This window comes from Aidingimonas halophila (genome assembly GCF_900106955.1).
Classification (GTDB): Bacteria; Pseudomonadota; Gammaproteobacteria; order Pseudomonadales; family Halomonadaceae; genus Aidingimonas; species Aidingimonas halophila.
Genome location: NZ_FNNI01000001.1, coordinates 441,552 through 455,042 on the forward strand (window position 1 = coordinate 441,552; position 13,491 = coordinate 455,042).

The 13,491-nt window shown below is 57.9% G+C and carries 12 protein-coding genes; 3 read left to right on the forward strand and 9 right to left on the reverse strand.

The window, feature by feature from the left end; genetic code table 11:
* Positions 1–42: 42 nt before the first annotated feature.
* The 4 genes from BLW01_RS02150 to BLW01_RS02165 all read right to left on the reverse strand — a co-directional run bounded on the left by BLW01_RS02150 (position 43) and on the right by BLW01_RS02165 (position 5,730).
* Positions 43–831 (reverse strand): FadR/GntR family transcriptional regulator, encoded by a 789-nt coding sequence (locus BLW01_RS02150; RefSeq protein WP_092567843.1) that lies wholly within the window; start codon positions 829–831, stop codon positions 43–45.
* A 189-nt stretch (positions 832–1,020) separates the two neighbouring features.
* Positions 1,021–2,289 carry a serine hydroxymethyltransferase gene (gene glyA / locus BLW01_RS02155; RefSeq protein ID WP_092567844.1) on the reverse strand — a complete coding sequence of 423 codons (1,269 nt, stop codon included), beginning with the start codon at positions 2,287–2,289 and terminating at the stop codon, positions 1,021–1,023.
* Between the two features lie 124 nt (positions 2,290–2,413).
* Positions 2,414–5,005, reverse strand: a complete 2,592-nt coding sequence (locus BLW01_RS02160; RefSeq protein WP_092568082.1) for an ABC transporter permease — start codon at positions 5,003–5,005, stop codon at positions 2,414–2,416.
* An 8-nt stretch (positions 5,006–5,013) separates the two neighbouring features.
* Entirely contained in the window at positions 5,014–5,730 is a 717-nt protein-coding gene (locus BLW01_RS02165) for an ABC transporter ATP-binding protein (RefSeq protein ID WP_092567845.1), read from the reverse strand.
* Here BLW01_RS02165 and BLW01_RS02170 point away from each other — a divergent pair.
* On the forward strand, positions 5,729–6,430 hold the full coding sequence (locus BLW01_RS02170; RefSeq protein ID WP_092567846.1) for an arylesterase: 702 nt from the start codon (positions 5,729–5,731) through the stop codon (positions 6,428–6,430). The genes BLW01_RS02165 and BLW01_RS02170 overlap by 2 nt on opposite strands.
* On the opposite strand, the gene BLW01_RS02175 is transcribed toward BLW01_RS02170, so the two are convergent.
* Together BLW01_RS02175 and BLW01_RS02180 are read right to left on the reverse strand one after the other, a co-directional pair.
* Entirely contained in the window at positions 6,421–7,314 is an 894-nt protein-coding gene (locus BLW01_RS02175; RefSeq protein ID WP_092567847.1) for a DMT family transporter, read from the reverse strand. The genes BLW01_RS02170 and BLW01_RS02175 overlap by 10 nt on opposite strands.
* A 74-nt stretch (positions 7,315–7,388) precedes the next feature.
* Positions 7,389–7,658 (reverse strand): Rdx family protein, encoded by a 270-nt coding sequence (locus BLW01_RS02180; RefSeq protein WP_092567848.1) that lies wholly within the window; start codon positions 7,656–7,658, stop codon positions 7,389–7,391.
* A gap of 229 nt (positions 7,659–7,887) precedes the next feature.
* Here BLW01_RS02180 and BLW01_RS02185 point away from each other — a divergent pair, with 229 nt between their 5' ends.
* Positions 7,888–8,310 (forward strand): PAS domain-containing protein, encoded by a 423-nt coding sequence (locus BLW01_RS02185; RefSeq protein ID WP_092567849.1) that lies wholly within the window; start codon positions 7,888–7,890, stop codon positions 8,308–8,310.
* Positions 8,311–8,400: 90 nt separating this feature from the next.
* The gene (ettA, locus tag BLW01_RS02190; RefSeq protein ID WP_092567850.1) at positions 8,401–10,062 is read left to right on the forward strand and encodes an energy-dependent translational throttle protein EttA; all 1,662 of its coding nucleotides are present in this window, start codon (positions 8,401–8,403) and stop codon (positions 10,060–10,062) included.
* 117 nt (positions 10,063–10,179) lie between these two features.
* Here ettA and lpxL read toward each other — a convergent pair whose 3' ends face one another.
* The 3 genes from lpxL to rpoS all read right to left on the reverse strand — a co-directional run bounded on the left by lpxL (position 10,180) and on the right by rpoS (position 13,463).
* Entirely contained in the window at positions 10,180–11,094 is a 915-nt protein-coding gene (lpxL, locus tag BLW01_RS02195) for an LpxL/LpxP family Kdo(2)-lipid IV(A) lauroyl/palmitoleoyl acyltransferase (RefSeq protein WP_092567851.1), read from the reverse strand.
* 58 nt (positions 11,095–11,152) lie between these two features.
* Positions 11,153–12,259, reverse strand: a complete 1,107-nt coding sequence (gene alr, locus BLW01_RS02200; protein WP_092567852.1) for an alanine racemase — start codon at positions 12,257–12,259, stop codon at positions 11,153–11,155.
* A gap of 235 nt (positions 12,260–12,494) precedes the next feature.
* Complete coding sequence (rpoS, locus tag BLW01_RS02205) at positions 12,495–13,463, reverse strand: RNA polymerase sigma factor RpoS (protein WP_092567853.1); 969 nt, start codon at positions 13,461–13,463, stop codon at positions 12,495–12,497.
* Between the last annotated feature and the right edge of the window lie 28 nt (positions 13,464–13,491).

Sequence of the window (13,491 nt, forward strand, 5' to 3'; positions counted from 1 at the left end):
CTTGCAATACCTCTGAACTCGTATCGAATCCGTTTTCTGGCTTTAGCACTCGCTGTTCCGGCTCTCCGGTAACGACAGTGCCTGTGGCCAGCGTATGACCGACAATTGGCCAGTCGGATCATCCATCCCCAGGTCGCGCCCGGTGCGCTCGAGTACTGACAGTGCCGCCTTTTCAGCTTCCTCGGGCTGACGCAGGCGGATGGCATCCATCAGCCGGCGATGCCGCTCCATACTGTCATCCAGCTCATCGGCACTCTGATTCGTGGTTCCCACTAACAAAGCAATCGCTGGCTTGAGCATATGACTGACCTGCGACCAGAGCACATTATGCGTCGCGGCAAAAATCGCTTCGTGAAATGCGATGTCATATTCATCGTAGCTGATACCTTGGTACTGGTTGTCGTCACGGTTCAAAGCCTCGACCATACCGTGGTAGGCCGTTTCTAGGTCCAGCAGATCGGCCGCACCGGCGTTTTCGGCAGCCAGCCGAGCCATGAACGGCTCGACAGCCACACGAAAAGAGAAAATCTCGCGTTGGAAACGTGGATTGGGTCGTGCAAAGCGAGCCATCCAATCACTGACGCGCGGATTCAGAAGATGCCATTCCGACAATTCGGTCACGCGGCTGCCCTGACCGGAAATACGCTTGATCATGCCGGCAGCCACCAGTGTCTGCAGTGCACTGCGTACCGTACTGCGACTGACGCCATAGTTCTCGCAAAGATCGAGCTCCTTCGGTACGAAGTCGCCAGGTTCATAATGGCCGTTGAAGATGGCCTCGGCCAGGTGCTCGGCAATATCGGGTCGGGGTTGCCGTTCGGAATGAGTCATCACGCTCACGCTTCACGTTCCAACGAGAGTTGCGGTTATTGTCATACTTAACAATACACTATGTTCGACATAGCCTCGAAGATTCTTCTCGCCCTGTGAACTAGACCATCGTCTAAGCACATGACGGCACAAAAAAACCGGCAGCCCCTTGGCAGGGACCGCCGGTCATCAAACTGTCAGCGAAGCGAATCAGTCGCGATAAACAGGAAGGCGGGTGCAGAGCGTTTCCACTTTCGCTTTCACTTCGGCTTCAATCTCGCTGGTGTCTTCTCCTTTCGCCATGACATCGAGGATGTCACACATCCAGCCGGCCAGATCACGGCATTCAGCCTCACCGAAGCCGCGCGTGGTCACTGCCGGGGTGCCGATACGCAAGCCGGAAGTCACGAACGGACTCTGCGGATCATTCGGTACCGCATTCTTGTTGACGGTAATGTGAGCCCGTCCAAGAGCGGCATCCGCATCCTTGCCGGTCAGGCCCTGCTTGATCAACGACAACAGAAAGAGGTGGTCTTCGGTCCCACCGGAGACCACGTCGTAACCGCGCTCGATGAACACGCCCGCCATCGCCTTGGCATTCTGGACCACCTGCTGTTGGTAGTCCTTGAACTCCGGCGCCATCGCTTCCTTGAAACAGATCGCCTTGGCGGCAATCACATGCTCCAGCGGTCCCCCCTGACCACCGGGAAAGACTGCCGATTGCAATTTCTTCTCGATCTCGGGATCTCCCTCATTGGAGAGGATCAGACCGCCACGTGGTCCACGCAGCGTCTTGTGGGTCGTGGTAGTGACGACATGCGCATGCGGCAAAGGCGTCGGATAGACACCAGCGGCCACGAGGCCGGCGATATGCGCCATATCGACCAGCAAATAGGCGCCGACCTCATCAGCGATTTTACGAAAATGCGCCCAATCGATGATCTGGGAATAGGCGGAGAACCCGGCAATGATCATCTTCGGCTGATGTTCACGGGCCAGCTTGGCGACTTCGTCATAATCGATCCGGCCATTGTCGTCGATGCCGTACTGAACGGCATTGTAATGTTTGCCGGAAAAGTTCGGTTTGGCCCCATGAGTCAAGTGACCGCCGGCATCCAGACTCATGCCCAGCACGGTATCGCCGGGTTTGATCAGTGCCTGGAAGACCGCCCCATTGGCTTGGGAGCCGGAGTGCGGTTGCACATTGGCATAGCTGGCATCGAACAGTTGCTTGGCGTAGTCAATGGCCAGCTGCTCGACGACATCAACGTATTCGCAGCCTCCATAGTAGCGCTTGCCCGGATAGCCTTCGGCATACTTGTTGGTCAGCTGGCTTCCTTGTGCCTCGAGCACACGGGGACTGGTATAGTTTTCCGAAGCGATCAGTTCGATATGAGCTTCCTGGCGTGCCACTTCTTTCTGCATCGCATCAAACAGCGCATCATCGAAACCGGCAATTTGCATTTCACGGCTGAACATCGTCGAACACCCTCGATTCATAAGAAAAATGAACGGTCGCCATCATAGCGCAGGGATGCTTGGCTTTCATATGAAACCCAGTCATCCCCTTCCCCATAATTTCTCACGTTGGGTTTAGGAATACTCAAGCTTCTCCAAGCAACCCCAAACTGGCCATCGGCGTCTGACGCCGGACACTACGCGACAGGACATGTCCTATCATGCCGATCAGCAGGGCGCCGCCGAATGGCAACACCACCCAGAGTTCCCAATGCATGCGTGGGGATAGATCGAGCCAACCGAGGTACAAGCCAGCCGCAGCCAATTCCGCCAACAGGGCTCCCATCACACCACTGATCAGCCCGAGCAGCGCGAACTCGGCCCCTTGAATGCGGGAAATCAGCCGGTCGCCGGCCCCGAACACCCTCAGCAATCCGCTTTCATGAGCTCGTACCGGGCGACTTGCGATCAATGCGGCATAGAGCACGCTGATGCCCGCGAGCAATACCAGCAGCAGAACCAGCTCCACCGCATGCGTCACTTGGCTCAGCAGTTCTCTCACCCGCTCGAGGATGGCATCGACATTGATCAGCGAGACGCCTGGAAAGGCTTCGGCCAGTTCACGTTGAAGCGCCCGTTCCTCGCTGTCGAGGTGAAATGCGGTGATGTAGCTGTGGCCGAAACGCTCCAGCACATCCGGCGGAAAAATGACATAGAAGTTGGGTCGAAAACTGTCCCAGTCGAGATCACGCAAACTGGTAATCTCCCCCGTGATCTCGGCACTGCCAATGGCAAAGGTCAATGTATCGCCAACACGCAAGCCGAAGCGATCCGCTAACCCATCTTCCATCGATATGGGCACAGCGTCTCCAGCCGCATGCGCATCAACGGCACCCAGCCAGTTACCCTGCCCACCTTCGCCGAACCACTCGCCGGCAACGATCCGGTTCCCTTCCGGCACGTCACTACGCCATGTCAGGTTGAGTTCACGACGCAGCGCGTTATCCCCACGGGCCTCGTCCGGCACAGCCGCACGTGGATCATTCCCATTGATCTCACTGATCCGGCCTCGCACCATCGGATAGAGCGCGCTACGCGAATCAGCAGCGCCCTCCAGCATCGATGAAAACGACTCACGTTCATTGGGCTGGATATTGATGGCGAAAAAATTGGGCGTATCGTCCGGCAACTGTGACTGCCAGGTCGTCAGCAGATCGCCTCGCACCAAGGCGATCATGGCCATGGCGGAGAAGGTGACAGAAAACGCGAGCAACTGGCCCAGGCTTGCCCGACGACGTCGCGCCAATTGACGCGCTCCCAACCGTACGACCAGGGCATTGCCACTGACGGTCGCCGGCACCCGTGAGGCCAGATGCAGAACGCCCGTCATCAGCAAGGCCCCCAGGCCCCACAGCACGGCAAGCATGACCATGCCACCCGCGAGAATGGCCAGCGACAGCGTCAGATTGCCTGAGTAGAGCCACAGCAGACCGCCGAACACCAGACTCGCTACGCCGATCACGGCCCAGGCCGATGCCGGGAGTGGATCGAATTCGCGACGCAACACCTTGAGCGCGCTGACACGTTTGAGCCGTAACAGCGTCGGGCCGGCAAATCCGGCCAGAATCGCCATCGCGGTAAGTATCCCCAGTAATAGCGGCATTGGCCCCGGAGGTGGCAATTCCAGGGGAAGGAAGTTGCTCAACAGCATCAACAACCCAGCCTGACCGACAAGACCCAATATGGCACCGACGGCGGAAGCGGCCAATGCCAGCCAGAGCAGTTGCAACGCGAATAAACGTGTCAACTGGCGTTGGGTAGCGCCGAAACAGCGTAGCAATGCGGCCGTATCCAGATGGCGGTCGACATAGCGACGCGTTGCCATTGCCACGGCAACCCCCGCCAGCAGTACTGCCGCCAATCCCGCCAGACTCAGGTACTGTTCGGCCCGGGACAAAGCGTTACCGAGTTGAGGACGATCACGCCGCACATCCTGGACCTCCACTCCCTCGGCAGCCAGGGTATCCAACCAATCCTGCAATGATGCGACGACCTCCGACGGCCCCCTGCCAAGCAGTTCGAACTCGACCCTTGACCCTTCCTGTACCAGCTCGGTCGCCTCGAGATCATCCATGTGCATCATCAAACGCGGATTGAAGCTGCCAAAACCCCCTTGTTGATCCGGCTCTCGTTCAATCAATCCGGTCACGTCCAGGGATGTCGCGCCAAGTTGCAGTGAATCGCCTTCTTCAATATCCAGCAATTGGGCCAACCGGGGCGCGATCCAGACTTCGCCGGGTGCCGGACCTGTAGCTACTCGCTCGAGTTCCCCTTGCCGTTCGACATGGACCTCGCCGTAATGCGGGTACGCATCGTCAACCACCTTGACGCTGGCGGGTTCGAAGGCGCCGTCGAAACTCGCCATCGAGACCATGTCAACCTGCTCACTCAGTGCCAGACCGGCATCCCTCAAGCGCTGGCGAATCTCATTGTCAAAGGGCCTGCTCTGTTCGAGCACCAGGTCACCCCCCAGCATCTGCCCCGCTTGGCGTTCCAGCCCTCGTTCCAGCCGGTCGAGAAAGAAACCGATCATCGTCGATGCCGCCACGGCAAGCGCCAATGCAACGAATAAGGCACGCACATCCGCAGCACGCAAATCCCGCCTGAGTCCTCGCCAGGACAGCGCCAGCCAGTGCCCTCTCCCGGACGGCGCTTGGCCGCTCAAGGGGTCTCCCATTGCCGCGGTCATATGCCCACCTCTTCGAGCGACAAAGGCGCGAGACATCCCTCATCGAGTTGCAGACAGCGCTGACAGCGTCTGGCCAGGGCGTGATCGTGAGTGACCAGCACCAGGGTCGTACCGGCTTCCTGATTCAACTCGAACAGCAGGTCAATCACGCGCTCGCCGGTGGCAGGGTCGAGGTTGCCCGTCGGCTCATCGGCAAACACCAACTCAGGTAGGGTGACGAAGGCCCGAGCGAGAGCAACCCGTTGCTGCTCACCGCCCGATAGCTGCTTCGGCAAATGGTCGAGACGTTCGCCCAGACCGACCCGCCCCAACCATTCACGGCCACGAGCGTCGGCCCCGGCGGTCGGCGATAACTCAAGCGGCAACAGGACGTTCTCCAACGCCGTGAGCGTCGGCAACAACTGAAAATTCTGAAATACGAAGCCCACACGACCGGCGCGCAACTGTGCACGTCCATCCTCGTCGAGGTCACCCAGGGATTCTCCGAACAACGACAATTCACCGCTGGTGGGGACATCCAGACCGGCCAGCAACCCCAGCAAGGTGGACTTTCCCGCTCCACTGGCCCCTAGAATCGCTACGCTTTCGCCGGCGACTATCGACAGGCCCAGATCCTGCAGAATCGTCAACGGTCGTTCACCGCTAAGAACCTCCTTGCCGAGCTCGCGCGCTTGTAGTATCGGTGTTCCGTCGGACCGAGAGGATGAAGCCATGCTGCTGGACGAACGATTCGAACTGAACTCGCTATGTGACATACGTCGCAAACTCCCTGGGTGGTATCGACCGGCCGGGGTCGTGGCCACATTGATCATATCACTATTGCTCGCTGCTCCCCTCGCAGCCGATGACACTCCTCACCTACTGATCATGGGCGACAGCCTGAGTGCCGCCTACGGTATCGACGAAGATGAGGGGTGGGTCAGTCTATTGGAAGACCGACTCGGGGATCAGGCCGACGTGACCAATGCCAGCATCAGTGGAGAAACCACATCCGGCGGCGCGCAACGACTGCCCGATCTGTTACGACAGCATGAACCCGAGATCGTGCTGTTGGAGTTGGGTGGTAACGATGGCCTGCGTGGTCTTCCCCCTGACCAGATGCGCGCCAACCTGGCCGCGATGATCGAGCAAAGTCAGGAGACAGGAGCCCAGGTACTGTTACTGGGCATCGACATCCCTCCCAACTATGGCCAGGCCTATCGTGACGCGTTTCGCAGCGTATATACCGAACTGGCAGACGACCATGACGTTTCCCTGGTGCCTTTCATCCTGGAAAATGTGGCAACCCGCGACTCGATGATGCAGGACGACGACATCCATCCCACTGCCAGTGCCCAGCCGACGATTCTGGACAACATCTGGCCGGCACTGGGGCCCCTGCTCGAAGGCGAAAGTGATGACGCTCAGGAGTGATCGACGACCCCCTCGGGAGACGTCTGTGATTGTTGCAGCGCCAATCCTCCGAGGATCAGTACCAGGCCGATGAGCGTTGACGCCAGAATCGGTTCGCCCACCACCAGGTTAAGCAATAACAAAGACACCGGTGGTGCCAGAAATATCAGATTGGCAACCCGTGCCGTCCGCGAGATTCGCTGGACGGCGAATTGCCACAACACGAACGCGATACCCATTTCGAACAAGCCGACATAGATACCGGCACCGAACGCCACGCTGCCATGCCACTGAATCCCCGGTCCAAATAACAGCAACACCGTCAGTACCGGCAGACCGACACTGAAGTTCTGCCACTGAGCGATCAACGGTGGCCTGGGATCCCGGGCATTGAGTAACCAGTACAACGCCCAGAGCAGAGTCGAGGCCAGAGCAAAACCGACACCGAGAGGATCGGCGAAGGCCACATCCATGACGGCACCGCGCGTGGCAATGACCCACACCCCACTATAGGCAACCAAACCGGCGAGGACATCGATACGCGTCAGCCGCTGACCGAGAATGGGGACGGCGAGAAAGGCCATCGCCAACGCCCAGGTATAGTTGAGCGCCATTGCCTCCTGACCGGGTAAACGATCATATGCCGCAAACAGCACGAGATAGTAGGCCGCCGGATTCATCAACCCGGCCCAAGCGGCCGTTCGCCACCCCTGCCGAAAGGCTTGCATCAGGCGGCCTTCCCGATAGACCAGGCCCCCCATCAGCACCCATGAGACCAACGCCGCCAACCACATCAGTTCCAGCGGTGTCATGTAGGACAGCGCGATCTTGAACGCGGTTGCCACCGTTGACCACAGCCCAACCGCCCCCAGACCACAGAGCATGGCGCGACGTTCCAGTGTCATGTGGACTCCCCAGGCAACGACCCGAGCCAACCGAAGCCCGGGATGGAAAATGAATTCCTGTAGTTCGACTTGAATTATCGATCGATATGGCCCAGATCTCTTTCCGGATCCAGCCGGTCTCGTATCTGTTGTTTGAGCGATTTGATATCGGGAAAACCGCCGTCCCGTTTACGTTCCCAGACCAACTCGTCGTCATATCGGATAGCAAAATGACCGCCGTGACTGGGAATCAGTGCGACTTCGTCGAGTTGTTCGCCAAAGGTCGACAACAACTCCTGCGCATACCAGCCCGCACGCAAGAGCCATTGGCATTGCGTGCAATAATGGATCGCCACGCGCGCCATGAACTGTAACCCCTGTATTCATCGATGGTTCAGGCATCATATCAGTTCGCCTTACCGGCCTCATCCAGCCATCCGGGACCCAGCATGTCCCTGCTCCGCTGGTCCGCACCGAACGACCGACGGCCGTCCCGATATCGAATCCGGTGAATAACAGGCGCAACACGTTGAAATCCGGCCGTTGGCTGGCCATTATGTGCTCTGATAGGTATAGACAGGAATGTGCAGCACAATGAAAAGACCTCCCATGATCAGCTCGGATCTCCTGGAACGCATCGTCAATGCCTCTGAAGACGGCATCGTGGTGGCCGAACAGGAAGGTGACGAGAACATCCTTATTTACGTCAACGAGGGGTTCGAACGACTGACTGGCTATAGCGCCGACGAAATCCTCTATCGTGATTGCCGTTTCCTTCAAAACGAGGACAGTGATCAGCCGGCGTTGGCCAACATTCGCCAAGCGCTGGCCGAGGGTCGTCCCTGTCGAGAGATCTTGCGCAATTACCGCAAGGATGGAACCTTGTTCTACAACGAGCTATCGATCACGCCAGTCTACGACGACGCCGATCAACTCACCTATTTCATCGGGGTTCAGAAGGATGTAACCCAGCGAGTCGAGGCTTTCCAGGAACTGGAACGGCTCAAGGCCCGATAACACGATATCATCGCAACGAGCACTAGCCTTTCCCCCGTCCGACCACTATCATCGTGGCCCATCGACACATTTCCAACCAAGTGGATTTTCATGGCGCAATACGTCTATACCATGAACCGGGTGGGCAAGGTTGTCCCGCCTAAACATCAAATTCTCAAGGATATTTCCTTATCCTTCTTCCCCGGCGCCAAAATCGGGGTATTGGGCCTCAATGGGGCAGGCAAGTCGACACTGCTGCGTATCATGGCAGGCGTGGACACCGAATACGAAGGCGAAGCGCGCCCCATGCCGGGCATCAATGTCGGGTATCTTCCTCAGGAACCGCAACTCGATGATGAGAAGAATGTCCGCGAGACCGTCGAAGAGGCGCTCTCTGACCTCAAGGAGGCCCAGGCCAAGCTGGACGAAGTCTATGCCGCCTATGCCGAACCCGATGCCGACTTCGATGCCCTGGCAGCCGAGCAGGCGCGTCTGGAAAACATGATCGAGGCCGCTGACGCGCACAACATCGATCGCAAATTGAATGTTGCCGCCGAGGCCCTGCGACTACCGCCCTGGGAAGCCAAGGTAGGTAACCTGTCAGGTGGTGAGCGGCGTCGCGTCGCGCTTTGCCGATTACTGTTATCCAACCCCGATATGTTGCTGCTCGATGAGCCGACCAACCACCTCGATGCCGAGTCGGTGGCCTGGCTCGAGCGTTATCTGCATGACTACAGCGGTACGGTCGTTGCCATTACCCACGACCGCTACTTCCTGGACAATGTGGCAGGCTGGATTCTGGAACTGGACCGTGGCCAGGGAATTCCCTTCGAAGGCAACTACTCTCAGTGGCTCGAAGCCAAGGATAAACGCCTGGAGCAGGAAGCCAAACAGGAAGTCTCGCGCCAGAAAGCGATCAAGCAGGAGCTCGAGTGGGTTCGTAGCAACGCCAAGGGGCAGCAGTCCAAGAGCAAGGCGCGTCTGGCACGTTTCGAAGAGATGCAGTCCGGCGATTTTCAGAAGCGCAACGAAACCAACGAAATCTATATTCCTCCCGGTCCACGCCTGGGTGACAAGGTCATCGAATTCCATAACGTCAGCAAGAGCTTCGATGGCCAGCTACTTTACGAGGATCTCTCCTTCCAGGTACCCAAGGGAGCGATCGTTGGTCTGGTTGGAGGTAACGGTGCCGGCAAGTCGACTCTGTTCAAGCTGATTACCGGCCAAGAGCAACCCGACAGTGGTGAAGTCGTTCTGGGCGATACCGTCGACATCGCCTATGTCGAACAGATGCGCGATGCACTGGACAACAAGCAGACCGTCTGGGAAGCCGTGTCCGGCGGCCAGGACATGCTCAACATCAACGGCTATGAAGTGTCATCGCGTGCTTATGTCGGTCGCTTCAACTTCAAGGGCAACGATCAACAAAAGCGTCTTTCCGAGCTGTCCGGTGGTGAACGCGGACGCTTGCAACTCGCCCAGACCCTGAAACAGGGCGCCAACGTGCTGTTGTTGGATGAACCCTCCAACGACCTGGACGTGGAAACCCTGCGAGCCCTGGAAGAAGCGCTGTTGGCTTTCCCCGGTTGCGCCCTGGTCATCTCGCACGACCGTTGGTTCCTTGACCGGATCGCAACGCATATTCTTGGCTTCGAAGGCGATTCCAACGTGGTCTTCTTCGAAGGTAACTACACCGAGTACGAGGCGGACCACAAGAAGCGAGTCGGCGACGATACCCCCCACAGGATGAAGTACAAGAGAATCGACGCCTGAGGCACTCTGCGCCGATTATTAGCTTTGTACTGTAAAATGAACCCCAAGGCCCCTGAGGACCTTGGGGTTTTCTTATGGCTGACGGCGTATCGCCCCGGTTTTAACTGAAGCGGGGTATCAATAGAAGCCGGGCTCCCCCTCCGGTCGGGTCTTGAAGCGACGGTGCAACCAGAGATACTGCGTGGGTGCCTTACGGATCGCTTGTTCGATGAAGGCATTGATCCGGGTCGCGTCCTCCACGTCATCCCCCGTGGGAAAATCCGCCAAGGGCGGCAGGTATTCCAGAGTATAGGTGCGGTCATCGGGATTACGGTGGAACACCAGCGGCATCACGGGCGCCCCCGTCATACGAGCCAGCTTGGCAGTCAGCTTGATCGAAGCCGCCTCGATTCCAAAAAAAGGGGCGAAAACACTGACGTCACGGCCGAAATCCTGATCAGGCGAATACCAGACCGCATGGCCTGCCTTGATGCGACGCACCGCTCCGCGTAGATCATGACGATCGATGGCTTCACCGAAGATACGATTACGCGCACGGGTCATGAAGCGTTCGAAAAGCGGATTATCATGTGGCCGATACACCGCATCGGCAGGAAAGAAAAGTGAATGCAAGGCCCCACCGAGATCCAGTGTGGAGAAATGGACACCGACGATCAGCGCTCCCTTGCCCTGCGCGAGTGCACGATGCATGTGTTCTTGACCCTGGAAAGACACCCGGTGCCGGAAATCCTCCGGATCCCGGCACCAGCCAGTGGCGGTCTCCATGATACCGATGCCATTATCGATGAAGGTATCGCGCACCATACGGCGTCGCTCACTGTCGCTTTTTTCAGGAAAGCACAAGCGCAGGTTGGTGTCGGTGATATGACGGCGGCGGCGAACCAGTCGCCAGCTCAACCACCCTACCGCTTTCCCTAGCCACAGCTTGAGCCGCCATGGCAACCAGGCAACCACCTTCATCAGGGCGATGGCCAACCAGGTCGGCCAAAAGCGTGGATGGGCAAACGATGACGGATAGACTCTCTTGGCCATAGAAGCAACAGCACTCAGTCGATAAAGGCGGCCATTGTAGACCGCCGCTCCCCTTTCGTCAGGCCCGAGCCTCCTGATATCGACGCGGTACCCGTGGAAGTATCCCTGTCAGCAGGGTATAGCTGATGGTATCGCAGTGCCGTGCCACCTCATCGATCGATAACAACGTGCCGTTGTCGGCCTTCCCCCAGAGAACGACCGAGCTGCCAATCCCGACCTCGGGCATATCGGTGATGTCGACGGTCAGCATATCCATCGAAACCTTGCCGGCAATGGCAGTGCGTTGCCCCTCGACCAACACCGGCGTGCCATCGATCGCATGGCGATCGTAACCATCGCCGTATCCACATGCCACGACACCGATACGGGATGGGCGCCGTGCCTTCCAGCGACCGCCATACCCCACCGGTTCGCCGGTCGCCAGTTCCTGAACGGCAATGATCCGTGAACGCAATGTCATGACCGGCTTGAGTGCCCGGCTGGCATCGTTGGCAGCTTCCAGCGGGTCACTCCCATAGAGCATGACCCCGGGACGATTCCAGCTGCCATGAGCTTCCGGCCAAGCCAGGGTCGCCGGCGAGTTGGCCAGACAGATCGGGGCTCCCAGGTGCTCCGAGAGCTGGGTCATGGTGCGCATCTGTTGCTGGAAATATGCCGGTTGGAGTGCATCGGCGGTCGCAAAATGACTCATCAAGTGCAGATTGGCAACCTTATCGGGGGCGGCTTGCAGGCGCCACCAGATGGTCTCCGCCCGGGCTGGAGGAAAGCCCAGACGGTGCATGCCGGAATCCACTTTCAACCAGGTCGGGATCGGTTTCCGTGGCTGAAACGACAGTGCGGCCTCGACTTGCCACTCGCTATGGACGGTCATCCACAACCCCAGCCTGTCGACCTGCTCCAGCTCTTCGGGCTCGAAGATGCCTTCCAGCAGTAAAATCGGAACCGATATGCCTGCATCACGCAGCACAGCGGCTTCTTCAATGCTGGCTACAGCCAGGGCGGGGGCAAGGTCCTCGAGAGCACGGGCACAGGGAACGGCGCCATGGCCATAGGCATCGGCCTTGATGACAGCCACAGTCTGGCTATTCGGGGCGAGGTCTCGAGCAAGACAGTAGTTATGACGCAGTGCCTCAAGATCAATATCGGCAACCAGCGGACGGGACATCATGCACTCCAATGAATACTATCGGCAAAGACAACAGGAGGCACGATTATTTGCCATTTTTAACGCAATATCACGCTATAAAACCCTGAATATTCCCTTGCTTCCCATATAAAACACTCGATATAAGGGAGTTGAACGACAATAATTACTGCAAGAGATCACAGGGCGAGCCACATTCGACATCATACGAACCGTCAAATGCGAACCGCCCTGCCGAGTGGTTGATAAAACGACATCATTCGAAAATGGCGTCTAGCGACAACCCCTGTTTTTCCAGCACTCGGCGCAGCTTCTTGAGTGCCTCGACCTGAATCTGACGAACACGCTCTCGCGTCAAGCCGATCTCTTCGCCGACCTCCTCCAGCGTAGCGGCTTCATGTCCCCGCAGGCCAAAGCGGCGTATGACGACCTCCATCTGTTTCTCGGTCAATTCCGCCAGCCATTCGTCGACATGTTGCTTGACATCGACATCCACCAGCGAGGATTCGGGGCCCAGGTCGTTGTCATCAGCCAATGTTTCGATCAGCGGCTTATCACTCTCGTTCCCCATCGGATAATCCACCGATGAGACACGTTCATTGAGCCCCAGCATCTTCTTGACCGTTCCGACTGGCTTGTCGAGGAATTCGGCGATTTCCTCAGGGGTCGCTTCGTGATCCAGTTTCTGGGTCAATTCCCGCGCCGCCCGCAGGTAGATATTGAGCTCCTTGACCACATGGATTGGCAAGCGGATGGTTCGGGTCTGATTCATCAGCGCCCGTTCGATGGTCTGACGAATCCACCAGGTGGCATACGTGGAAAACCGGAAACCGCGCTCGGGATCGAATTTTTCCACGGCGCGAATCAGGCCCAGATTCCCTTCCTCGATCAAATCCAGAAGAGACAGGCCGCGGTTGAGATAGCGTCTCGCGATCTTGACCACCAAACGCAGGTTGGATTCAATCATTCGGGCTCGCCCAGCTGGATCCCCTTGCTGGGCGAGCCGCCCGTAATGAACTTCCTCTTCCGGCGTTAGCAGCGGCGAGAAACCAATCTCATTCAGATAGATCTGGGTTGCATCCAGACTATGATGATAGCTGTTTTCCTCGCGGCTGAGCGCCTTCTCGAACTCCTCGTCATCCTTGGAAGGTGTGTCAGTATCAACGTCAAGGGCTTCCTCGACTTCCAGATCCATCTCCTGCAGGTCTCGTTCGAGTATGCTCATGTCGCTACCCCATCGTGTGCTGCCCAGA